The organism is Streptomyces sp. NPDC086989, from assembly GCF_044745505.1.
GTDB lineage: Bacteria > Actinomycetota > Actinomycetes > Streptomycetales > Streptomycetaceae > Streptomyces.
In genome coordinates, this window is the sequence record NZ_JBIVAL010000002.1 from 610,911 (window position 1) to 633,339 (window position 22,429).

The 22,429-nt window shown below is 72.8% G+C and carries 18 protein-coding genes; 14 read left to right on the forward strand and 4 right to left on the reverse strand.

The genetic code is table 11. The features are described from left to right. Nucleotides 1–51 precede the first annotated feature (51 nt). The 10 genes from ACIPK4_RS06510 to ACIPK4_RS06555 all read left to right on the forward strand — a co-directional run bounded on the left by ACIPK4_RS06510 (nt 52) and on the right by ACIPK4_RS06555 (nt 14,027). A complete protein-coding gene (locus ACIPK4_RS06510) occupies nt 52–1,632 on the forward strand; it encodes a PucR family transcriptional regulator (protein ID WP_402309650.1) in 1,581 nt (526 codons plus the stop codon). 137 nt (nt 1,633–1,769) lie between these two features. Next, on the forward strand, nt 1,770–3,215 hold the full coding sequence (locus tag ACIPK4_RS06515) for an aldehyde dehydrogenase family protein (protein WP_402309652.1): 1,446 nt from the start codon (nt 1,770–1,772) through the stop codon (nt 3,213–3,215). Nucleotides 3,216–3,368: 153 nt separating this feature from the next. After that, the gene (locus tag ACIPK4_RS06520; RefSeq protein WP_402309654.1) at nt 3,369–5,312 is read left to right on the forward strand and encodes an acyl-CoA dehydrogenase family protein; all 1,944 of its coding nucleotides are present in this window, start codon (nt 3,369–3,371) and stop codon (nt 5,310–5,312) included. 63 nt (nt 5,313–5,375) lie between these two features. After that, entirely contained in the window at nt 5,376–6,722 is a 1,347-nt protein-coding gene (locus tag ACIPK4_RS06525) for a hypothetical protein (protein WP_402309656.1), read from the forward strand. 12 nt (nt 6,723–6,734) lie between these two features. After that, entirely contained in the window at nt 6,735–7,997 is a 1,263-nt protein-coding gene (dxr, locus tag ACIPK4_RS06530) for a 1-deoxy-D-xylulose-5-phosphate reductoisomerase (protein ID WP_376194774.1), read from the forward strand. Then, nucleotides 7,994–9,295: a M50 family metallopeptidase gene (locus ACIPK4_RS06535; protein ID WP_402309657.1), complete on the forward strand. Its 1,302-nt coding sequence runs from the start codon at nt 7,994–7,996 to the stop codon at nt 9,293–9,295. The genes dxr and ACIPK4_RS06535 overlap by 4 nt, the downstream gene beginning before the upstream one ends. A gap of 175 nt (nt 9,296–9,470) precedes the next feature. Next, a complete protein-coding gene (gene ispG, locus ACIPK4_RS06540) occupies nt 9,471–10,628 on the forward strand; it encodes a flavodoxin-dependent (E)-4-hydroxy-3-methylbut-2-enyl-diphosphate synthase (RefSeq protein WP_054221322.1) in 1,158 nt (385 codons plus the stop codon). Nucleotides 10,629–10,785: 157 nt separating this feature from the next. Then, a complete protein-coding gene (locus tag ACIPK4_RS06545; RefSeq protein ID WP_376194769.1) occupies nt 10,786–11,631 on the forward strand; it encodes a GNAT family N-acetyltransferase in 846 nt (281 codons plus the stop codon). Nucleotides 11,632–11,717: 86 nt separating this feature from the next. Beyond that, complete coding sequence (locus ACIPK4_RS06550; protein ID WP_376194767.1) at nt 11,718–12,290, forward strand: GNAT family N-acetyltransferase; 573 nt, start codon at nt 11,718–11,720, stop codon at nt 12,288–12,290. A gap of 42 nt (nt 12,291–12,332) precedes the next feature. Next, nucleotides 12,333–14,027 carry a proline--tRNA ligase gene (locus tag ACIPK4_RS06555; protein WP_402309659.1) on the forward strand — a complete coding sequence of 565 codons (1,695 nt, stop codon included), beginning with the start codon at nt 12,333–12,335 and terminating at the stop codon, nt 14,025–14,027. Nucleotides 14,028–14,060: 33 nt separating this feature from the next. On the opposite strand, the gene ACIPK4_RS06560 is transcribed toward ACIPK4_RS06555, so the two are convergent. From ACIPK4_RS06560 to ACIPK4_RS06575, 4 genes are read right to left on the reverse strand one after another with little or no spacing between them, the layout of a single operon-like run. Next, nucleotides 14,061–15,035: a slipin family protein gene (locus ACIPK4_RS06560; RefSeq protein WP_402309661.1), complete on the reverse strand. Its 975-nt coding sequence runs from the start codon at nt 15,033–15,035 to the stop codon at nt 14,061–14,063. 46 nt (nt 15,036–15,081) lie between these two features. After that, the gene (locus ACIPK4_RS06565; protein ID WP_402309662.1) at nt 15,082–15,984 is read right to left on the reverse strand and encodes an aminoglycoside phosphotransferase family protein; all 903 of its coding nucleotides are present in this window, start codon (nt 15,982–15,984) and stop codon (nt 15,082–15,084) included. Nucleotides 15,985–16,000: 16 nt separating this feature from the next. Further along, the gene (locus tag ACIPK4_RS06570; RefSeq protein ID WP_402309664.1) at nt 16,001–16,459 is read right to left on the reverse strand and encodes a ferritin-like domain-containing protein; all 459 of its coding nucleotides are present in this window, start codon (nt 16,457–16,459) and stop codon (nt 16,001–16,003) included. Then, nucleotides 16,456–17,079, reverse strand: a complete 624-nt coding sequence (locus tag ACIPK4_RS06575; RefSeq protein ID WP_402309666.1) for a hypothetical protein — start codon at nt 17,077–17,079, stop codon at nt 16,456–16,458. Before ACIPK4_RS06575 ends, ACIPK4_RS06570 begins: the two co-directional genes overlap by 4 nt. A 125-nt stretch (nt 17,080–17,204) precedes the next feature. Here ACIPK4_RS06575 and rimP point away from each other — a divergent pair, with 125 nt between their 5' ends. From rimP to infB, 4 genes are all read left to right on the forward strand, one after another. Continuing rightward, nucleotides 17,205–17,702 (forward strand): ribosome maturation factor RimP, encoded by a 498-nt coding sequence (rimP, locus tag ACIPK4_RS06580; RefSeq protein ID WP_054221315.1) that lies wholly within the window; start codon nt 17,205–17,207, stop codon nt 17,700–17,702. A 2-nt stretch (nt 17,703–17,704) separates the two neighbouring features. Then, nucleotides 17,705–18,715, forward strand: a complete 1,011-nt coding sequence (gene nusA, locus ACIPK4_RS06585) for a transcription termination factor NusA (RefSeq protein WP_054221314.1) — start codon at nt 17,705–17,707, stop codon at nt 18,713–18,715. A gap of 117 nt (nt 18,716–18,832) precedes the next feature. Beyond that, a complete protein-coding gene (locus ACIPK4_RS06590) occupies nt 18,833–19,120 on the forward strand; it encodes a YlxR family protein (protein WP_082410201.1) in 288 nt (95 codons plus the stop codon). A gap of 148 nt (nt 19,121–19,268) precedes the next feature. Next, nucleotides 19,269–22,397 carry a translation initiation factor IF-2 gene (gene infB / locus ACIPK4_RS06595; RefSeq protein WP_402309669.1) on the forward strand — a complete coding sequence of 1,043 codons (3,129 nt, stop codon included), beginning with the start codon at nt 19,269–19,271 and terminating at the stop codon, nt 22,395–22,397. Nucleotides 22,398–22,429: the final 32 nt, after the last annotated feature.

Sequence of the window (22,429 nt, forward strand, 5' to 3'; positions counted from 1 at the left end):
CGCTCCTCCCGCGCCCCCCTCCTCTTTCCTCTTCAAGGCCCCTGGAACCCGATGCCGCTCACCCTCGCCTCGCTCGTCCAGCACTCGGCGCTCAAACTCAGCGTCCGGGCGGGGGAGGGCCGCCTCGACACCCCCGTGCGCTGGGCCCACGTCAGCGAGCTCGCCGACCCCGTCCCCTATATGGAGGGCGGGGAGCTGCTCCTGATCACCGCCATGAAGGTGGACGCCGAGGACCCGCAGGAGATGCGCCGCTACGTGCGCCGCCTCGCCGCGGCCGGGGTCGTCGGCATCGGCTTCGCGGTCGGCGTGAACTACGAGGCGGTTCCGCAGGCACTGGTGGACGCCGCGCGGGCCGAGGACCTGCCGCTGCTGGAGGTGCCCCGCCGCACCCCCTTCCTCGCGATCAGCAAGGCCGTCTCGGCGGCGCTGGCCGCGGACCAGTACCGCGCGGTGACCGCCGGCTTCGAGGCGCAGCGGGAGCTGACCCGGGCCGCGCTGTCCGCCGACGGCCCCGCCGAGCTGCTGGCGAAGCTGGCGGCGCACGTGCACGGCTGGGCGGCTCTGTACGACACCTCGGGCGCGGTGGTCGCGGCCGCCCCGGAATGGGCCGCGCGGCGGGCCGCCCGGCTGACCCCCGACGTGGAGCGGCTGCGGGAGCGCCCGGCGCCGGCGAGCGCGGTGGTGGGCGGCTCGGAGGACCGCGTCGAGCTCCAGTCGCTGGGGACGGGCCGGCGGGCCCGCGGTGCGCTCGCCGTCGGCACGGGGGCCCCGCTGGGCACCGCCGAACGGTACGCCGTGCACTCGGCGGTGGCGTTGCTGACCCTGACCACGGAACGGTCGAGGTCGCTGCACGACGCCGAGTCCCGGCTGGGCGCGGCGGTCCTGCGGATGCTGCTGGACGGGGAGGCCGAGCACGCCCGCGCGGTGGCCGGGGACCTGTACGGGGCGCTGCTGGAGGCGCCGTTCCGGCTGGTCGTGGCCGAGCCGGCGCTGCCGGGGACGGCACAGCCCGAAGGCCTGGCGCTGCTGGCCGATGCGGTGGAGTCGGCGGCCGCCCGGGCCGGGGAGGCGCTGCTGGTGGTGCCGGAGCCGGGCCGGCTGGTGGTGCTGGCGGCCGACGGCGGCGCGGCGGTGCAGGCCTGCGCGGACCACGCGGAGGCGCTGGAGTCGCGGCGCGGGCGGGACTCGACGGGCCCGGAGCCGGACGAACTGGTCGTCGGCCTGTCCGCTCCGGCGGGGCCCTCGGCGGTGGCGGCGGCGTTCAAGCAGGCCGACCAGGCGCTGGCGGTGGCCCGCCGGCGGGGCCGGCCGATGGTGGAGCACGAGGATCTGGCGGCCGGGTCGGTGCTCCCGCTGCTGGCGGACGACGCGGTACGGGCCTTCGCGGACGGCACGCTGCGGGCGCTGCGCGAGCACGACGAGAAGGGCCGCGGTGATCTGGTGGCCTCGCTGCAGGCCTGGCTGTCGCGGCACGGGCAGTGGGACGCGGCGGCGGCCGACCTGGGCGTCCACCGGCACACCCTGCGCTACCGGATGCGCCGGGTGGAGGAGATCCTGGGCCGCTCCCTGGACGACCCGGACGTGCGCATGGAGCTGTGGCTCGCCCTGAAGGCCAGTCCCCCCACGGCGTAGCGGCGCGGCCGCGACACTGACAAAGCGGCGCGCCCGGCGCCCGGCATGCTCCACCCCGGACAAACGCCGAAACCGGGACGGAGACCTACGGTGGAGGGGACAAGGACCCCGCACACATCCGAAGGGCCGGGATTCGCATGACTTCCACCCACGCCTTCTGGCTCGCCGGCCGCGAGGCCACCGGCGAGGACAGCTTCGACGTCCACTCCCCGTGGGACGGCCGCCTGGTCGGCACCGTCAGCGTGCCCACCGACGCCCAGGTCGAAGAGGCCGTGGCCGCGGCGTACGCCGTGACGGCCGAGTTCTCCGCGACTCCCGCCCACGTGCGTGCCGCCGCCCTGGACCACGTGTCCAAGCGGCTCGCCGAGCGCACCGAGGAGATCGCCCAGCTGATCTCCGCCGAGAACGGCAAGCCCATCAAGTGGGCCCGTGGTGAGGTCGGCCGTGCGGTGTCCGTGTTCCGTTTCGCCGCCGAGGAGGCCCGCCGCTTCAACGGCGGAGACGCCCAGCGCCTCGACACCGACGCCGGTGGCGTCGGCCGTCTCGCCCTGACCCGCCGCTTCGTCAAGGGCCCGGTTCTCGGCATCGCGCCCTTCAACTTCCCGCTGAACCTGTGCGCCCACAAGGTGGCCCCCGCCATCGCCGTCGGCGCGCCGATCATCCTGAAGCCGGCCCCGGCCACCCCGCTCTCCGGCCTGATCCTCGGTGAGCTGCTCGCCGAGACCGACCTCCCGGCCGGTTCCTGGTCCGTCCTGCCGGTCGCCAACGACAAGATGCCGGCCCTGGTGAAGGACGAGCGCCTGCCCGTCATCTCCTTCACCGGCTCCGACAAGGTCGGCTACGCCATCCAGCAGTCGGTGCCCCACAAGCACTGCACCCTGGAGCTCGGCGGCAACGCCGCGGCCGTGGTTCTGGACGACTGGTCCTCCGAGGCCGACCTCGACTGGGCCGCGACCCGTATCGCGACCTTCTCGAACTACCAGGCCGGCCAGTCCTGCATCTCCGTGCAGCGCGTGATCGCCGACGCCTCCGTCTACGACCGCCTCGTCGAGAAGGTCGTCGCGAAGGTCCAGGCCCAGGTCACCGGCGACCCGAACGACGACGCCACCGACGTCGGCCCGCTCGTCTCCGAGGACGCCGCCAAGCGGGTCGAGTCCTGGGTCGACGAGGCCGTCTCCGCCGGGGCCAAGCTGCTCACCGGCGGCAAGCGCGAGGGCGCCTCGTACGAGCCGACCGTCCTCGCGGACCTGCCCGAGGGCGTCACCCTCGCCGTCGAGGAGGTCTTCGGACCGGTCCTCACCCTGCACAAGGCCGAGAACACCGACGAGGCCTTCGCCGCCGTCAACGACTCGAAGTTCGGTCTGCAGACCGGCGTCTTCACCCGGAACATCCAGACCGCGTTCCGCGCCCACCGCGAGCTCGAGGTCGGCGGTGTGATCGTCGGCGACGCGCCGTCCTACCGCGCCGACCAGATGCCGTACGGCGGCGTCAAGCAGTCGGGTGTCGGCCGAGAGGGTGTCCGCTATGCGATGGACGACTACACGTACGAGCGAGTCCTGGTCCTGACCGGCCTCGACATCTGATTCCCGTACGGCCAAAAAGCCGACGGCCGGAGCCTACTGTGCGGGGGCTCCGGCCGTCCCCCTTTTCCCGCGGGCACGGATTGGGTACGACTCACAGGTAGCACCGGCCAGTAGGCCGGTACCACCGACTCCGGCGGCGAGGTGAGCCCCCTCATGTCCGCAACACAGCCCGCACAGCCCAAGGTGACCGAGCGCGAGGCACGGCAGGTCGCGGAAGCGGCCCGGGAACAGGACTGGCGCAAGCCCAGCTTCGCCAAGGAACTCTTCCTGGGGCACTTCCGGCTCGACCTGATCCACCCGCACCCGATGCCGGCGGACGAGGACGTCCGGCGCGGGGAGGCCTTCCTGGCCCGGCTGCGGGCCTTCTGCGAGACCGAGATCGACGGCGCGCGCATCGAGCGCGAGGCGCGGATCCCCGACGAGACCGTGCGCGGGCTCAAGGAGCTCGGCGCCCTCGGCATGAAGATCGACCCCAAGTACGGCGGCCTGGGCCTCACCCAGGTGTACTACAACAAGGCACTGGCCCTCGTCGGGTCGGTCAGCCCCGCCATCGGGGCCCTGCTCTCCGCGCACCAGTCCATCGGCGTCCCGCAGCCGCTGAAGATGTTCGGCACGCAGGAGCAGAAGGAGACCTTCCTGCCGCGCTGCGCGACCACCGCCATCAGCGCCTTCCTGCTCACCGAGCCGGACGTCGGCTCCGACCCGGCACGGCTGGCGACCACCGCCGTCCCCGACGGCGACGACGCCTACGTCCTCGACGGGGTGAAGCTCTGGACCACCAACGGGGTCGTCGCGGACCTGCTGGTGGTGATGGCCCGCGTGCCGAAGTCGGAGAACCACCGCGGCGGGATCACCGCCTTCGTCGTCGAGGCCGACTCGCCCGGGATCACCGTCGAGCACCGCAACGCCTTCATGGGCCTGCGCGGCCTGGAGAACGGCGTCACCCGCTTCCACCAGGTCAGGGTCCCCGCCTCGCAGCGCATCGGCGCCGAGGGCGCCGGCCTCAAGATCGCGCTGACCACCCTGAACACGGGACGGCTGTCCCTGCCCGCCATGTGCGTCGGCGCCGGGAAGTGGTGCCTGAAGATCGCCCGCGAATGGTCGGGGGTCCGCGAGCAGTGGGGCCGCCCGGTCGCCCGGCACGAGGCGGTCGGCGCCAAGATCTCCTTCATCGCCGCCACCACCTTCGCCCTCGAAGCGGTCGTCGACCTGGCCTCCCAGATGGCCGACGAGGACCGCAACGACATCCGCATCGAGGCCGCCCTCGCCAAGCTCTACGGCAGCGAGATGGCCTGCCTGATGGCCGACGAGCTCGTCCAGATCCGCGGCGGCCGCGGCTTCGAGACCGCCGAGTCCCTCGCCGCCCGCGGCGAACGCGCCGTCCCCGCCGAGCAGATGCTCCGCGACCTGCGCATCAACCGGATCTTCGAGGGCTCCACCGAGATCATGCACCTGCTGATCGCCCGCGAGGCCGTCGACGCCCACCTCTCGGTCGCCGGCGACCTCATCGACCCCGAGAAGGCACTCGGCGACAAGGCGAAGGCCGGGGCCCGCGCCGCCGGGTTCTACGCCCGCTGGCTGCCCAAGCTCGCCACCGGCCCCGGCCACGTCCCCGGCGCGTACCGCGCGTTCCACCCGGGCGGCCACCCCGACCTCTCCGGCCACCTGCGCTACGTCGAGCGCAGCGCCCGCAAACTCGCCCGGTCGACCTTCTACGCCATGTCCCGCTGGCAGGGCCGGATGGAGACCAAGCAGGGCTTCCTCGGCCGGATCGTCGACATCGGAGCCGAGCTCTTCGCGATGAGCGCGGCCTGCGTCCGCGCCGAGCACCTGCGCGCCTCGGGCGAACACGGCCGCGAGGCCTACCAGCTGGCCGACGCCTTCTGCCGGCAGTCCCGGATCCGCGTCGAGGAGCTCTTCGGCCGGCTCTGGTCCAACACCGACGACCTGGACCGCAAGGTCGTCGCCGGCGTGCTCTCCGGCACCTACACCTGGCTCGAGGAAGGCGTGCTCGACCCCTCCGGCGACGGCCCCTGGATCGCGGACGCCGCCCCCGGCCCGTCAACCCGGAAGAACGTCCACCGCCCCATCCGCTGACCTGCGATCATCGCCGGGTGCCCGTCAGGCGTACGACACTGGCGACAGGAACCCGGGGAAGCGATGCATGTGAACGTGGACAGGGAGAGCCGACGGCTCGCCTGGTGCGTGGCGCTCCTGCTGCGCCACGCACCGGACGCCGTCGCCTGCGACCTCCTGCGGCGGCTCGACGGACCGACGCGCCGCTACCTCTGCCGCGACGAGTACCTGCCGGCCTCCGCCGTCACGCTGCTGCTGCGCGCGGGCACCGACGAGGACCGCCGCACCATCGCCCGCAGCCCGCACGTGCTCGGCCGCCCGCTGCCCGGTCTGCCCGGCCCCGCCCGGTACGCAGCCCGCCCCGCCCCCGCGCCCGAACTGCTCGCCACCCTGGCCGCCGAACTCGGCCGCCCCCTCGACGGGACGCCGCTGACCGGTGGGGAACTCGCCGGCCTGCTGCGCCGGCACGGCAGCCGCCGGCCGCGGATACCGCTCGACGTGCTGTCCCTCCCGTACGAGCCCGACCCGCAGACCCTGCTGGGCGAACACGCCCGCGCCCCGCTGCCGCCCGGCTCCGTGGAGGCCCTGCTGCTCGTCGCCGACCTGGACCGGCCGGCCCGGCTCGCGCTGCTCGACACCCGTGCGCAGGCCTCGTACGGCCGCGGGTGGCACCGGCCGGCGGTCCGCGCCGTGCGGACCGGCTCCCTGACCTTCGACGAGCTCGTCACGGCCGTCGCACCCGCCCACCGGACCCTGCTCCTCGGGCAGGCCCACGCCGCCGGCGGCCTCGGCTGGAACCTCGCCGAGTGGGCCGGCATGCGCTCCGCCCTGATGCGGGTGCTGCGTCCTGCGCTCGGCGACGACCCCCGGCTGTGGGCCCGGCTGGCGCGTCACGCCCCCGGCTTCACCGGCACCCTGCCCGAGCTGGCGGCCGCCGTGGCCGCCGGGACCGCGCCCACCGCGTCCCCGGCGCAGCCGCAGGGGGCGATACCGGGTCTCGCCGCGGCCGTGGACGCCCTCGCCCCCGGAGCCCGGTGGGAGCCCGAGGACAGCGTGGACCGCGAGCTGGCCCTCGCGAGCCTGGGAGTGCCCAACGCCATGGGCGATCTGCGCGAGGACGTCCGGTGGGTCCGCGCCTGCCTCGACGGCGGCGTCCTGGCCGGACCCGACGTGATCCGGCACAAGGCCCCCGCCGCCTGGGCCCTGGACGAGGGCCACTGGCTGGGGGAGGTGGACCACCCCGACCGCCACGACCGGCCCGAGGCGGTGCTGGCCGCGCGGGCCGAGGCCGACCGGCTCTTCGACGCGGCCCTCGCCGACGACGCCGACGCCTGGTGGCGGGCCGCCACCGCCCTCCCCGACTTCGCCGGGACGCTGCCCGAACTGCTCGCCGGTGTCGTCCAAGGGGACTCCGTGTCCAACCGCGTCTGAGTTGCGGCAACAATGGGGGGCATGAGCGACCGCCCAGCCCCCCTCGCCGATCCGCATCTCCTCTTCGACCCCGCGGCCGGCCGGCGGGACATCGTCATCCTCGGGTCCACCGGGTCCATCGGGACCCAGGCCATCGACCTCGCCCTGCGCAACCCGGACCGGTTCCGGGTGACCGCGCTGTCCGCCGCCGGCGGGCGCGTCGCACTGCTGGCCGAGCAGGCCCGGCAGCTGCGGGTCAACGCCGTGGCCGTCGCCCGCGAGGACGTCGTACCGGCCCTGAAGGAGGCCCTGAACGCCCAGTACGGCGCCTCCGAGCCGCTGCCCGAGATCCTGGCGGGGCCCGACGCGGCGACCGAGCTCGCCGCCTCCGAGTGCCACACCGTCCTCAACGGCATCACCGGTTCCATCGGCCTCGCGCCCACCCTCGCCGCGCTGCGGGCCGGCCGGACCCTGGCCCTGGCCAACAAGGAGTCGCTGATCGTGGGCGGCCCGCTGGTCAAGGCCCTCGCGAAGCCCGGCCAGATCATCCCGGTCGACTCCGAGCACGCAGCCCTCTTCCAGGCCCTCGCCGCCGGCACCCGCGCCGATGTGCGCAAGCTCGTGGTCACCGCCTCCGGCGGGCCCTTCCGCGGCCGCACCCGCGCCGAGCTGGCCGGTGTCACCGTCGCGGACGCCCTCGCGCACCCCACCTGGGCCATGGGTCCGGTGATCACCGTCAACTCGGCGACCCTGGTCAACAAGGGGCTGGAGGTCATCGAGGCGCACCTGCTCTACGACATCCCCTTCGACCGCATCGAGGTCGTGGTCCATCCGCAGTCGTACGTCCATTCGATGGTGGAGTTCTCCGACGGCTCCACGCTCGCCCAGGCCACCCCGCCGGACATGCGCGGTCCCATCGCGATCGGCCTCGGCTGGCCCGAGCGAGTCCCGGACGCGGCGCCCGCCTTCGACTGGACCAAGGCGTCGACCTGGGAGTTCTTCCCGCTGGACACCGAGGCCTTCCCGTCGGTGGGACTGGCCCGGCACGTGGGAACCGTGGGCTCCACCGCCCCCGCCGTGTTCAATGCGGCGAACGAGGAGTGCGTGGAGGCGTTCCTGGCCGGTCGGCTGCCGTTCACAGCAATCATGGATACGGTCTCTGCCGTGGTCGATGAGCACGGAACGCCGGACGCGGGAACTTCCCTGACCGTCGCGGACGTCCTCGAAGCGGAGACCTGGGCCAGGGCCCGGGCACAGGAGATGGCGGCCCGGGCCGCCGTGGAGGCTCGCGCATGACAGCACTCATGACGGTGCTCGGAATACTCATCTTCGTATTCGGGCTGCTCGTCTCCATCGCCTGGCACGAGCTCGGCCACCTCTCCACGGCCAAGCTCTTCGGGATCCGCGTGCCCCAGTACATGGTCGGCTTCGGCCCGACCATCTGGTCGCGGCACAAGGGGGAGACCGAGTACGGCATCAAGGCCATCCCGATGGGCGGCTACATCCGCATGATCGGGATGTTCCCGCCCGGCGAGGACGGCAAGGTGACCGCCCGGTCGACCTCGCCGTTCCGCTCGATGATCGAGGACGCGCGCTCGGCGGCGTACGAGGAGCTCCAGCCCGGCGACGAGACGCGGCTGTTCTACACGCGCAGGCCGTGGAAGCGCGTGATCGTGATGTTCGCGGGCCCGTTCATGAACCTGGTGCTGGCCCTGGCCGTCTTCTTCGGCGTCTGGATGAGCTTCGGCATCAACCAGACGACCACGCAGGTCGCCACCGTCTCGCCGTGCGTCATCCAGCAGAGCGAGAAGCGCGAGGTCTGCAAGGCCGGCGACCCGGTCGCCCCGGCCAAGGCCGCCGGCCTGCGGGAGGGCGACCGGATCGTGGCGTTCAACGGCCGCAGGATCGCCGACTGGGCCGCCCTGCAGAAGCAGATCCGCGACACCGTCGGCCCCGCCACCGTCACCATCGTCCGGGACGGGCGGCAGCAGACCCTCCCCGTCAAGCTGATCGAGAACAAGGTCGCCAAGACCGACGGCCACGGCGGGTACGTCAAGGGCCAGTACGTGACGGCCGGCTGGCTCGGCTTCAGCCCCCGCAGCGAGATCGCCCCGCTGACCTTCGGCCAGTCCGTGGACCACATGGGCGAGGTCGTCGACAACAGCGTCCAGGGACTGCTCCAGCTCCCCGCCAAGATCCCCGCGCTGTGGAACGCGGCCTTCAGCGGGGGCGAGCGCGAGCCCGACTCCCCGATGGGCATCGTCGGCGCGGCCCGGATCAGCGGTGAGATCGCCACCCTGGACATCCCCGCCGAGCAGCGGCTGGTGTTCTACCTCCAGCTCGTCGGCTTCTTCAACCTCTCGCTGTTCCTGTTCAACATGCTCCCGCTGCTCCCGCTCGACGGCGGGCACATCGCGGGCGCCCTGTGGGAGTCGGTCCGGCGCAACGTGGCGCGGGTCTTCCGGCGCCCCGACCCGGGCCCGTTCGACGTGGCGAAGCTGATGCCCGCCGCGTACGTGGTGGCCGGCGTGTTCGTCTGCTTCACGCTGCTGGTGCTCGTGGCCGACGTGGTGAACCCGATCAAGATCACCTAGTACGTCCGCTTGTGCGGAAAGAGGTGCGGGAGCCGGGCACGAAGTGTGCCCGGCTCCCTACGTTCGGGTGTTCCGGGCCCTCGGATGCATGGGCCGCCCTTTGGTTGGCGTAATCTCGAAGCCTGGAGCCCGCCGATCTCGGGACCTTGATCCACACCTTGGGGTTGCACAGCAGATGACTGCCATCTCTCTCGGAATGCCGGCCGTGCCGACGAAGCTTGCCGACCGCAGGGTCAGCCGCAAGATCCAGGTCGGATCGGTGGCCGTCGGTGGCGACGCGCCTATTTCGGTGCAGTCGATGACCACCACCCGTACCTCCGACATCGGCGCCACGCTCCAGCAGATCGCCGAGCTGACCGCCTCCGGCTGCGAGATCGTCCGTGTCGCCTGCCCGACCCAGGACGACGCCGACGCCCTCGCCGTCATCGCGAAGAAGTCGCAGATCCCGGTCATCGCCGACATCCACTTCCAGCCCAAGTACGTGTTCGCCGCGATCGACGCCGGCTGCGCCGCCGTCCGCGTCAACCCGGGCAACATCAAGCAGTTCGACGACAAGGTCAAGGAGATCGCGAAGGCCGCCAACGACGCGGGCACTCCGATCCGCATCGGCGTCAACGCCGGCTCCCTCGACGCCCGCCTGCTCAAGAAGTACGGCAAGGCCACCCCCGAGGCGCTCGTCGAGTCCGCGCTGTGGGAGGCCTCCCTCTTCGAGGAGCACGGCTTCAGCGACATCAAGATCTCGGTCAAGCACAACGACCCGGTCGTGATGGTCAACGCCTACCGCCAGCTCGCCGCCCAGTGCACGTACCCGCTGCACCTCGGCGTCACCGAGGCCGGCCCCGCCTTCCAGGGCACCATCAAGTCCGCCGTCGCCTTCGGCGCGCTGCTCTCCGAGGGCATCGGCGACACGATCCGCGTCTCCCTGTCGGCCCCGCCGGTCGAGGAGGTCAAGGTCGGCCTCCAGATCCTGGAGTCGCTGAACCTCAAGCCCCGCCGCCTGGAGATCGTCTCCTGCCCGTCCTGCGGCCGCGCCCAGGTGGACGTCTACAAGCTGGCCGAGGAGGTCACGGCGGGCCTCACCGGCATGGAGGTCCCGCTGCGCGTCGCGGTCATGGGCTGCGTCGTGAACGGCCCGGGCGAGGCCCGCGAGGCCGACCTCGGCGTCGCCTCCGGCAACGGCAAGGGCCAGATCTTCGTGAAGGGCGAGGTCATCAAGACCGTCCCCGAGTCGAAGATCGTGGAGACCCTCATCGAAGAGGCGATGAAGATCGCCGAGCAGATGGAGAAGGACGGCGTGATGTCCGGCGAGCCCACCGTCGCCATCGGCGTCTGAGCACCCCGGGCGCCCGGCGCCCCGCACACCCGGCCCCGGCCCCGTTCCCGCAGCTCGCGGGCGGGGCCGGGGCGCTTTCGTGACCCGTGTGACCGGGCATCCTCGGGTGACGGCGGGTACAGTGCGGAGATCAGCAGACTTGTATGGTGAGGCCCCCGTGTTGACCCAGACCACCACCCGGGTCCTTGAGCCCAGTGATCTCGACGCCGCCCTCGAAGTCCTCGGACGCGAGCCGGTCGAGAACGCCTTCGTCACCTCCCGGGTCCAGGTCGCCGGACTCGACCCCTGGCGCCTCGGCGGCGAGATGTGGGGCTACTACGCCGACGGCCGGCTGCGCTCCCTCTGCTACGCCGGCGCCAACCTGGTCCCCGTCTGCGCCGACCCCGACGCCGTCCGCGCCTTCGCCGACCGGGCCCGCCGCACCGGCCGCCGCTGCTCCTCCATCGTCGGCCCCGCGGAAGCCACCCGGCTGCTGTGGCGGCTCCTGGAGCCCAGCTGGGGCCCCGCCCGCGACGTCCGCTCCCACCAGCCGCTCATGGTCACCGAGCAGTCGTCCGCCGAGGTGCGCCCCGACCCGCTGGTCCGCCGCATCCGCAAGGACGAGATGGACCTGATCATGCCCGCCTGCGTGGCCATGTTCACGGAGGAGGTGGGCGTCTCGCCGCTGGCGGGCGACGGCGGGCTGCTCTACCAGGCCCGCGTCGCCGAGCTGGTCGGCACCGGCCGCTCCTTCGCCCGCATCGAGGACGGCAAGGTCGTCTTCAAGGCGGAGATCGGCGCCGCGACCGCCCGGGCCTGCCAGATCCAGGGCGTCTGGGTGGACCCCGAATTCCGCGGCCTCGGGCACTCCGAGGCCGGGATGGCCGCCGTCGTCGACTTCGCGCTGCGCGACGTGGCGCCCGTGGTCAGCCTCTACGTCAACGACTTCAACACCGCGGCGCGGGCCGCTTACCGGCGGGTCGGCTTCCGCGAGGTCGGCGCGTTCATGAGCGTGCTGTTCTGAACGCACCGCTCGCGGACCGCCCCCGAGTGGCCGGGACCCGTGGGGGCGCAGGGACGGGAACGGGGGGTGCCCAGTAAGGTCGCCGCATGCTGCCTACCCCCGAGGGCGACGGCCCCGCCAGGCCCGCCGGACTCCGCATCGGCCCCCTCGACCTCGCCGACCGCGTGGACGAGGCCCTGCGCGTGCAGGCCGTGGCCTTCGGACTCAGCGAGGAGGAGGTCGGCATCCGGCGCTACATCGTGCAGCGCCACATGACCTGCCGCGGCGCCCGCGCCCTCGGCGCCTTCACCGACGACGGGGCGCTCGCCGGATTCGTGTACGGCATGCCCAACGACCGGGCGTACTGGTGGTCCTCGGTCGTCGAGCCGTACCTGCGCGCCGCGGGCCACGACGGCTGGCTCGACGCCTCCTTCGTGATCACAGAACTGCACGTCCACCCCGGCTTCCAGGGCCGCGGCGTCGGCCGCGCCCTCATCACCCGCGTCACCGACAGCGCCGAGGAACCCCGCTCCATCCTCTCCGCCATCGACACCGAGAGCCCGGCCCGCGGCCTCTACCGGGCCCTCGGCTACACGGACCTGGCCCGCCAGGTGCACTTCCCGAGCGCGAGCCTCCCGTACGCCGTCATGGGGGCCCCGCTGCCGCTGCGCCGGCCCTGAAACGGTTTCCGGGCGGCCGGGGGCCCCCGGTAGCCTCCCGTCATGTCATCGCAACACGTGCAGCGCATGTCCCGCCTCATGGCCAAGACCCTCCGCGAGGACCCCGCCGACGCGGAGACCCTCAGCCACCGCCTCCTCGTCCGCGCCGGATACGTCCGCCGCAGCTCCGCGGGAGTGTGGACCTGGCTGCCCCTCGGCAAGAAGGTCCTCGACAACGTCTCGCGCATCGTCCGCGAGGAGATGGACGCGATCGGCGCCCAGGAGGTGCTGCTCCCGGCGCTGCTGCCGAAGGAGCCGTACGAGGTCAGCGGGCGCTGGTCGGAGTACGGTGACCTGCTCTTCCGGCTCAAGGACCGCAAGGGCGCGGACTATCTGCTCGGCCCCACCCACGAGGAGATCTTCACCCTCGTGGTGAAGGACCAGTGCACGTCCTACAAGGACCTGCCGGTCATGCTGTACCAGATCCAGACCAAGTACCGCGACGAGGCCAGGCCGCGGTCCGGGGTGCTGCGGGGCCGCGAGTTCCAGATGAAGGACTCCTACTCCTTCGACGTGAGCGACGAGGGCCTCGCCGAGTCGTACGCCCTGCACCGGGCCGCGTACCAGCGGATCTTCGAGCGCCTCGGCCTGGACCACCGCATCGTGTCCGCGGTGTCGGGCGCGATGGGCGGTTCGGCGTCGGAGGAGTTCCTCGCGCCCGCCGCGGCCGGCGAGGACACCTTCGTGGACTGCCCGTCCTGCGACTACGCGGCGAACACGGAGGCCGTGACCTTCGCACTGACCCCGGTGGACGCCGAGCACCCCGCGATCGAGGAGGTCGACACCCCCGACACCCCGACGATCGAGACCCTCGCCGCACACCTGGGCGTCCCCGCGTCGGCGACCCTGAAGAACCTCCTGGTGAAGGTCGACGGCGAGATCACGGCCGTCGGCGTACCGGGTGACCGCGAGGTGGACCTCGGCAAGCTCGGCGAGCACCTCGCCCCGGCGGTGGTCGAGTTGGTGACCGCCGAGGACTTCACCGACCGCCCCGACCTGGTACGCGGCTACGTGGGCCCGCAGGGCCTCGGCAAGGTCCGCTACCTGGCCGACCCCCGTGTCGCGCCCGGCACTTCGTGGGTCACCGGCGCCAACAAGGCCGACACGCACGCCCGGAACGTGGTCTGCGGGCGGGACTTCGAGGTGGACCAGTACCTCGACGTCGTCGTCGTCGAGCCCGGCGACCCCTGCCCGCGCTGCGGTGCCGGGCTCCGCCTGGACCGGGCGATCGAGATCGGGCACATCTTCCAGCTGGGCCGCAAGTACGCGGACGCCTTCGGGCTGGACGTGCTCGGCCGCGAGGGCAAGCCGGTGCGGGTCACGATGGGCTCCTACGGCATCGGCGTCTCCCGGGCGGTGGCCGCACTGGCCGAACAGACCGCCGACGAGCGCGGACTGGCGTGGCCGGCGGCGGTGGCCCCGGCGGACGTCCACGTGGTGGCGGCCGGCAAGGCCGTGCCGCTGGCGCTGGCCGAGCGGGCGGCCGAAGCCCTGGCCGCCTCCGGGCTGCGGGTCCTGCTGGACGACCGGCCGGGCCTGTCCCCGGGCGTGAAGCTCACGGACGCCGAACTGATCGGCGTCCCCTGGATCCTGGTGGCGGGCCGCCGGTCCGCCGACGAGGTGGTCGAACTCCAGAACCGCGCCACGGGCACCCGCGAGGAACTCCCCCTGGCGCAGGCCCTCGCCCGCCTGGCCTGACCCGCGCCCGGACCCTGCGCAGCCGGGCACCCCTCAGCCCGTCGGCGGCCCCTCGGCCCCGGCGGGCGGTACGGGTGCCGCGGGCCCCTCCAGCGGGAGGGCGGGCTCCGCGGCGCCCGCCTCCACGGCGGGCATGGTGTCCGGCTCGGGGAACGCGGGCTGCGCTGAGGCTGTCGGTGCCGGTGTGGTCGTCGGCGGAGATGCCGGAGTCGGCGTCTGAGCCGGAGCGGAGTCCGGTGCGCCCGGCGCCGGGGCGGCGCGCTCCAGGAAACGCAGGAGCTCCACCGGGAACGGCAGCACCAGGGTCGAGTTCTTCTCGGCGGCGACCGCGACCACCGTCTGCAGCAGCCGCAGCTGGAGCGCCGCCGGCTGTTCCGACATCACCGCCGCCGCCTCGGCCAGCTTCTTCGAGGCCTGGAGCTCCGCATCCGCGTTGATGACCCGCGCCCGCCGCTCCCGGTCCGCCTCCGCCTGCCGCGCCATCGACCGCTTCATCGTCTCCGGCAGCGAGACGTCCTTGATCTCCACCCGGTCGATCTGCACGCCCCACCCCACCGCCGGACTGTCGATCATCAGCTCCAGCCCCTGGTTCAGCTGCTCCCGGTTGGACAGCAGGTCGTCCAGGTCGGACTTGCCGATGATCGAGCGCAGCGAGGTCTGCGCCATCTGTGAGACCGCGAACCGGTAGTCCTCGACCTCGATGATCGCGTTCGCCGGATCCACGACCTTGAAGTACACGACCGCGTCCACCCGCACCGTGACGTTGTCCCGGGTGATGCCCTCCTGCGCGGGCACCGGCATCGTCACGATCTGCATGTTCACCTTGTGCAGGCGGTCGATGAACGGCAGCACCATCGTGAAGCCCGGCCCGCGGATCCCCTCCCGCAGCCGGCCGAAGCGGAAGACAACGCCCCGCTCGTACTGCCGGACCACCCGTGCGGCCACGCCCGCGTACACCGCGACGGCCGCGCCCGCCGCGACTGCAGCTGTCAGCACTTCCTGGAGCATGACGGCCTCCTGCGGGGCACTTACCCGCCCGTATCCACGGTATGCCCTACAGCCAGGCGGCGAACTCCAACAGCAGCTCGGCGTCCCGGCGCCGTCCCGCGGCCAGCGCCCGGTTCCCGGACTCCACCGCGCGGAAGAGCGTCCAGCCCCGCAGCCGGTCCCGGTCCAGCTCCAGGGAGTCGGCCAGCTTGTTCACCCGGCGCCGGGCGCCCGCCGCCCCGGCCGAGGACGCCACCTGGTCCTCCAGCCGGTCCCGGACCAGCCGTGCCAGGTCGTACGCACGGTCCCCGATCAGCGGGTCCGGCCCCACCGCCAGCCACGGCGCCCGCTCGCCCGCCAGCACCTTGCCCTGCCGGAAGTTCCCGTGCAGCAGCAGCTCCTCGCCGGGCAGGGCCGTCAGCTCCTCGCGGACCGCGAGGGCGGCGGAGGCCAGCGCCGCGACGTCCGGCGGGGCCTCGCGCAGGACCTCCGCCTGCTGCGCGGTGCGCTGCGCCACCGTCTCGAACGGATGCCCGGCCGGCGGGGCCACCCACAGCCGGCGCAGCGTCCCGCACGCCTCCAGCAGCGCCTTCGCCTCCGGCAGCGACCGCAGCGACACCTCCGGGTGGAGCCGTTCCAGCAGCAGCCCGCCGTCCTCCTCGTGGTGGCGGGTGTCGAGGATGCGTACGGCCCCGAAACCGCCCCAGTGCGCCAGTGCGGCCAGCTCCCGGTCGGGCCTGGCCTGCGGGGGCGCCAGCTTCAGCGCGGCCGGCGTCCCGTCGGCGTAGTGCACGAGGACGACCAGGCTGCTCCGCCCGCCGGGTGCCTGCACCCGCTGGGCCCGCACCTCACGCCGGGCCAGCGCCGCCTCGGCGAGCCGGGGCAACTGCCCCAGCCAGTCAGCGTCCTGCGCCGATTGCGGCGTCTCGCCGAGCGCCCGTACGAGCCGCTGCGGCGGTTCGAAAGCCATGCGTGCGTGATCCCTTTCAGCTGGTCCGGGCTCGTTCTCCACGTTCCGTGAGCCCAGGGAAGGCTACGCCGACACCGCGCCAGCGTGCCGCGCGCACGGCCGCGGCACTCAGCGCGTCAGCCGCCTCGCGGCGCAGCCGGCCCTCCGCTGCCCGCACCAGATCGGAGTACGCGCCCGCCACCCGGTCCTCGATCTCGGCGGCCAGCCGCTCGGCGTCGGCCGGGCCGCCCACCTGGAACGGCAGGGCGTACGCCGCCTCCGCGGGCCGGGGCGCACCGCCCATCTCGCGGACCGTGCGGGCCAGCGCGTCCCGCCGCGAGAGGTGCCCGCCGTACGCGTCGCGGGCCTCGGCCGACCGCGCGGCGGAGGCCCGGGCGCCGACGACTCCGTAGCCGTACGCCGCCGCGTGCTCGGCGGCGAGCGCGGACTGCGCCGCCTCCAGGGCGCGGTTCGCGGGGGAGGGGGTGGTCTTCACGGCGTGGCTCCCTGGGGCGAGGTCAGCAGGTAGGCGTGTACGGCGCCGCAGGCGGCCACCGAGGCCAGCAGCCGGGCCAGCTCCCCGGGCGCCCCGGCCAGGGCGATCGTCCGGGCCTCGGCCAGGCTGCGCTCGGCCTCCGCGAGGGCGGCCAGCGCCTCGTCGGGCTTCGCCGGCACCGGTTCGGTGCTCGCCACGGGGGCGCCGGCCGGGGCGGACGAGCCCGAGGCCGAGGGCGGGGCGGGGGGCTTCGCGGACTGCCTGCCGGACGGCGTGGCGGAGGGCGCGGCGCCCGCACCGTCCGAGGAGGCCAGCGCCGCGGCGTGCGCGGCGACCGCGGAGCGCAGCGGCGCGAGCCGTCCGGCCAGGGCCGGATGGGCGGCGGCCGTGGCGTCGTAACGTTCCAGCAGCCGCTTGCTCTCTCGAACGGCCGTCTCGCGCATCCGCCGTTCGAGTGGAACCCCGGCGGCGGTGCCGGACGTGCCGTCCCCGTCGTCGGAACACCCGGTGAACAGCACGGCGCCGGCCGCGCCGGCGGCGCCGGCGAGCAGGCTCCTGCGAGAGGGCCGCGAAGGCGGGGTCCAGGGCACGGCGACGTCCTCGGAGTGAAGGCGGGGCAAGGTGGGATCACGGTACCCGGGGCCCCCTGCGCGCGACGGACGGCAACACCCTCTGCGACCGGATACCCTTTGACCTGACACGCGACGTAAACCACAACAGCACACGCGGCCGAGGAGTCACCCGGATGAGCACCACCCAGAGCGACAGGCTGCGCGGATTGCTGGAGCCGCTCGTCGCCGCCAGGGGCCTGGATCTCGAGGACATCGAGATGTCCAAGGCCGGCAAGCGCCGGATGCTGCGCATCATCGTGGATTCCGACGAGGGCGTGGAGCTGGACGCGTGTGCCGAGCTGAGCCGTGAGGTCTCCGACAAGCTCGACGAATCCGATGTGATGGGTGAGGACGAGTACGTCCTCGAGGTGAGCTCGCCGGGCGCCGACCGCCCGCTGTCCGAGCACCGTCACTACGTACGGGCGACCGGCCGCCTCGTGAAGTTCCAGCTCGCCGAGGGCGGGGAACTGATCGCCCGCATCCTCGACGTGGACGACGAGGGAATGGACCTGGAGGTCCCGGGTGTGAAGGGCCGCAAGGCCACCGCCCGCCGCATTGCTTTTTCCGACATCGCCAAGGCGCGGGTCGAGATCGAGTTCAACCGCAAGGACAAGAAGGAAGAGGAGGCGTAGCCGTGGACATCGACATGAGTGCCCTGCGGGGTCTGGTCCGGGAGAAGGAGATCTCCTTCGACCTGCTCGTCGAGGCGATCGAGTCGGCCCTCCTCATCGCGTACCACCGCACCGAGGGCAGCTTCCGCCGGGCGCGCGTGGAGCTGGACCGCACCAACGGTCACGTCGTCGTGTGGGCGACGGAGGACCCGCGGGACCTGGAGGAGGGGCAGGAGCCCAAGGAGTTCGACGACACCCCGTCGGACTTCGGCCGGATCGCCGCGACGACCGCCAAGCAGGTGATCCTCCAGCGTCTGCGCGACGCCGAGGACGACCTGACCTTCGGCGAGTTCGCCGGCCGTGAGGGCGATGTCATCACCGGCGTCGTCCAGCAGGGCAAGGACCCCAAGAACGTCCTGGTCGACATCGGCAAGCTGGAGGCCATCCTGCCGGTGCAGGAGCAGGTCCCCGGCGAGGAGTACACGCACGGTCTGCGCATCAAGGCGTACGTCGTACGGGTGGCGAAGGGTGTCCGCGGTCCGTCCGTGACCCTGTCGCGCACGCACCCCAACCTGGTGAAGAAGCTCTTCGCGCTGGAGGTACCGGAGATCGCGGACGGCAGCGTCGAGATCTCGGCGATCGCCCGCGAGGCCGGCCACCGCACCAAGATCGCCGTACGGTCCACCCGTTCGGGCCTCAACCCCAAGGGTGCCTGCATCGGCCCGATGGGTGCCCGTGTGCGCAACGTCATGGCCGAGCTGCACGGCGAGAAGATCGACATCGTCGACTGGTCGGACGACCCGGCGGAGATGGTCGCGAACGCGCTGTCACCCGCCCGGGTGAGCAAGGTCGAGGTCGTCGACTGGGACTCGCGCTCCGCCCGGGTGACCGTGCCCGACTACCAGCTGTCGCTGGCCATCGGCAAGGAGGGCCAGAACGCCCGCCTCGCCGCGCGGCTCACCGGCTGGCGCATCGACATCCGCCCCGACACGGAGGTGTCCCCGGACGCCGACCGGGCCCGGGACGGGGAATAAATCCGGTACCGGTCGGGCTGACCGACCGGTAGACAGGATCAAGACAGCAGATCGCGACAACATCCGTTCGATTTTTCGCCCGAAGGGGTGAGGTCGGTACGGGGAGGTAGACTTAGCGTGTCTGGCCGGACGCAAGCCCGCGCATGCCCCGAACGCACCTGTGTGGGGTGTCGGGAGCGAGCGGCCAAGAGCGATCTGCTGCGCATCGTGGCGATCGGGGACGAATGCGTCCCCGATCCTCGCGGTACGCTGCCCGGCCGGGGTGCCTACCTGCACCCTGCCGTGGTCTGTCTGGACAAGGCGGTCCGCCGCAGAGCGTTCCCCCGGGCCCTTCGGTCCCCGGGAGCACTCGACACGACCGGACTGAGCAAAGCCGTGGCCGTCGTGGCCGAGGCGACACCGTAAGAAGTAGTACGGCACGGATACCCCGTGCGGTCAGGTACCTCGCGAGTTGGAAGTAGGTCGAGATTGCGATGAGCACTCGATGAGTACGCGATGAGTACGCCCATGAAGTAGCGACGGTCCGGCGTAACCCGGACCTAAAAGGAGCGAAGTGGCTAAGGTCCGGGTATACGAACTCGCCAAGGAGTTCGGAGTTGAGAGCAAGGTCGTCATGGCCAAGCTCCAGGAACTCGGTGAGTTCGTCCGTTCGGCGTCCTCGACGATCGAGGCGCCGGTTGTACGCAAGTTGACTGACGCACTGCAGGGGCCCGGCGGCAACGCCGGCAAGTCCGCTGCGAAGCCGGGCGCGCCCCGCAAGGCCGCACCCGCCAAGCCCGGGGCTCCCACCCCGGGTGCCGTTGCACGTCCCGCTGCCCCGAAGCCCGGCGCCCCGGCCCCCAAGCCGGCCGCCGCCGAGGCTCCGGCCCCCAGCGCGCCCGCCCCGGTGACCCCGGCCGCCCCCGGCCCGCGTCCCGGTCCGAAGGCCCCGGCCGCCCCGAAGCCCGCTCCGGCGGCTCCCGTGGCGACCGAGTTCTCCGCGCCCCCGGCGGCCCCCGCCGCCCCGGCGCGCACCGAGCGTCCCGCCGGTCCCGGCGCGACCCCCGGCCCGCGTCCGGCGCAGCAGCGTCCCGCCCAGGGCGGTCAGGCCGGAGCCCGTCCCGGCGCGCCGCGCCCGGCCGGCACCGCGCCCGGCCAGGGACAGCGTCCCGCCGGCCCCGGTTCCCAGGCCCCGCGTCCGCAGGGCGCCCGTCCGGCCGGTCCCCGTCCGGGCAACAACCCGTTCACCTCTGGTGGCTCCACCGGCATGGCGCGCCCGCAGGCGCCCCGTCCGGCCGGCGCTCCCCGTCCCGGTGCCCCCGGCGCCGGCGGCGGCCAGGGTGCTCCGCGCCCGCAGGGCGGTCCCGGTGGCGCGCCGCGTCCCCAGGGCCCCGGCGGCGCCCGTCCGACCCCGGGCGGCATGCCCCGTCCGCAGGGCGGCGCCCCGCGTCCCGGTGGTGCTCCCGGCGGTAACCGTCCGAACCCGGGCATGATGCCGCAGCGTCCCGCTGCCGGTGGTCCCGGTCCCCGTCCCGGCGGCGGCCCCGGTGGCCGTGGTCCCGGTGCCGGTGGCCCGCGTCCCGGTGGCGCCGGTCGTCCCGGCGGCGGCGGCTTCGCCGGCCGTCCGGCCGGTCCGGGCTCGCGCCCGGCGGGCGGCGGCGGCTTCGGCGGCCCGCGTCCGGGTGGCGGCGGCTTCGGCGGCGGCCCGGCCGGTGCCGGTGGCGGCGGTCGTCCCGGCTTCGGCGGTCGTCCCGGCGGCCCCGGTGCCCGTGGTGGCACGCAGGGTGCCTTCGGCCGTCCCGGCGGGCCCGCCCGTCGCGGTCGCAAGTCGAAGCGTCAGAGGCGCCAGGAGTACGAGGCCATGCAGGCCCCGTCGGTCGGCGGCGTGATGCTGCCCCGCGGCAACGGCGAGACCGTTCGCCTGTCGCGCGGTGCGTCCCTCACCGACTTCGCCGAGAAGATCAACGCCAACCCGGCGTCGCTGGTCGCGGTCATGATGAACCTCGGCGAGATGGTCACTGCCACGCAGTCCGTCTCCGACGAGACCCTCCAGCTCCTCGCGGGCGAGATGAACTACGAAGTTCAGATCGTCAGCCCGGAGGAGGAGGACCGCGAGCTCCTCGAGACCTTCGACATCGAGTTCGGCGAGGACGAGGGCGGCGAGGAATACCTCATGCCGCGTCCCCCGGTCGTCACCGTCATGGGTCACGTCGACCACGGTAAGACCCGACTGCTCGACGCCATCCGCAAGACGAACGTCGTCGCGGGCGAGGCCGGCGGCATCACCCAGCACATCGGCGCCTACCAGGTGGGCACCAACGTCAACGGTGAAGACCGCAAGATCACCTTCATCGACACCCCGGGTCACGAGGCGTTCACCGCCATGCGTGCCCGTGGTGCCAAGTCGACCGACATCGCGATCCTCGTGGTCGCGGCCAACGACGGCGTCATGCCGCAGACGATCGAGGCGCTGAACCACGCCAAGGCCGCCGGCGTCCCGATCGTCGTCGCGGTCAACAAGATCGACGTCGAGGGTGCCGACCCGGTCAAGGTGCGCGGTCAGCTCACCGAGTTCGGTCTGGTCGCCGAGGAGTACGGCGGCGACACGATGTTCGTCGACATCTCCGCCAAGCAGGGTCTGCACATCGACTCCCTGCTGGAGGCCGTCGTCCTCACCGCCGACGCCTCGCTCGACCTGCGCGCCAACCCGGAGCAGGACGCTCAGGGTATTGCGATCGAGTCCCACCTCGACCGCGGCCGCGGCGCCGTCGCCACCGTCCTCGTCCAGCGCGGTACCCTCCGCGTCGGCGACACGATGGTCGTGGGCGACGCCTACGGCCGAGTGCGCGCCATGCTCGACGACAAGGGCAACAACGTCGAGGAAGCGGGTCCGTCGACCCCCGTCCTGGTCCTGGGTCTCACCAACGTCCCCGGCGCCGGCGACAACTTCCTCGTCGTCGACGAGGACCGCACCGCCCGTCAGATCGCCGAGAAGCGTGCTGCGCGTGAGCGCAACGCCAACTTCGCCAAGCGCGTCCGCCGGGTGTCCCTGGAAGACCTCGACTCGGTCCTCAAGGCCGGTCTGGTCCAGGAACTCAACCTCATCATCAAGGGCGACGCGTCCGGTGCGGTCGAGGCCCTCGAGTCCTCGCTGCTCCAGCTCGACGTCGGCGAAGAGGTCGACATCCGCGTCCTGCACCGCGGTGTGGGTGCGGTCACCGAGTCCGACATCGCCCTGGCGATGGGCTCCGACGCCATCGTCATCGGTTACAACGTCCGTGCGGCCGGCCGTGCCGCGCAGATGGCGGACCGCGAGGGTGTCGACGTCCGCTACTACTCGGTGATCTACCAGGCCATCGAGGAGATCGAGGCGGCCCTCAAGGGTCTGCTCAAGCCGGAGTACGAAGAGGTCGAGCTCGGTACGGCGGAGGTCCGCGAGATCTTCCGCTCGTCCAAGCTGGGCAACATCGCGGGTGTCCTCATCCGCTCCGGCGAGGTCAAGCGCAACACCAAGGCGCGGCTCCTGCGCGATGGCAAGGTCATCGCCGAGAACCTCACCATCTCCGGTCTGCGCCGCTTCAAGGACGACGTCACCGAGATCCGCGAGGGCTTCGAGGGTGGTATCAACCTCGGTTCCTTCAACGACATCAAGATCGACGACGTCATCGCGACGTACGAGATGCGCGAGAAGCCGCGCGCGTAAGCGCGAGGCACATCGCACCGTGTCGTAACCCC